This is a genomic window from Noviherbaspirillum sp. ST9 (assembly GCF_048799745.1).
Taxonomy (GTDB): Bacteria; Pseudomonadota; Gammaproteobacteria; order Burkholderiales; family Burkholderiaceae_D; genus Noviherbaspirillum.
The window spans coordinates 1-947 of record NZ_JBLWFR010000039.1; the positions used below are offsets into that span (position 1 = coordinate 1).

Sequence of the window (947 nt, forward strand, 5' to 3'; positions counted from 1 at the left end):
ACTTGCGGTAAAGGATATATTTTCAGACAATTATTTATTCACGATTCCGAATTACCAGCGCCCGTATTCTTGGGAGGAAGAACACTGCACCCAATTATTGGACGACTTGCACACGTTTGCCTTTAAGGACGAACCGTTTGATGAGCTGCCACCTTATTTCTTAGGAAGCGCGGTGATCATCAAGCGCGAGCACATCCGAAATGCCCAAATCGTAGATGGGCAGCAGCGTTTGACAACTTTGACCATCTTGTTGTCCTGTTTACGGTTCTCAATCGCTGACAGAGGGCATAAAGAGACGATCTCAGAGTTCATATTCCAGAAGGGCAACAAGCTGAAAGGGACATCTGCGACCTATCGTCTGAGAACCCGGACGCGCGACCAGGAGTGCTTTAACACCTTAATCCAAGAAGAAAATGGTTTAGCTAACAATTTCGCCAAACCCGACCAGACCGACATTAAGAATGATGCCCAAAGCCAAATGCTGATGAATGCCAAGGCATTACTGGAAGAATTCAAAAGGAAAAACTATCCGCAGGATCAACTGGAACTGATGGTCACTTATATCATACAAAAATGTGTGATCGTGATGGTCGCGTCCACCGATGAAGATATGGCCTTCAGGATATTTAACGTCTTGAATGACCGGGGAAAAGACCTGACGATCGCGGATATCCTGAAATCTGAAGTACTCGAAAAGATCGAAGAAAAAGACCAAAGCACTTACACCGAAAAATGGGAAGACTGCGAAACCAAACTGGGTAGTAACCACTTTAAGAACTTTTTCGGTTACCTCCGTGCTATCTATGCGAAGAAAAAAGCAGAGAAGTCGGTTATTACCGAGATTCGCGAGTACGTCAAACCTACGGAAAACCCTAAAGGCTTTGTCGATAACGTGCTCATCCCTTTTACAAATGCCTACCATCACATTCTTCAAGTAGATTATAAAG

At 44.4% G+C, this 947-nt stretch carries 1 protein-coding gene; it reads left to right on the forward strand.

Translation table 11 applies throughout. The features are described 5' to 3' along the window. The coding region (locus ACNOHI_RS24600; protein ID WP_420477360.1) for a DUF262 domain-containing protein at positions 1 to 947 on the forward strand (947 nt) is incomplete at both ends.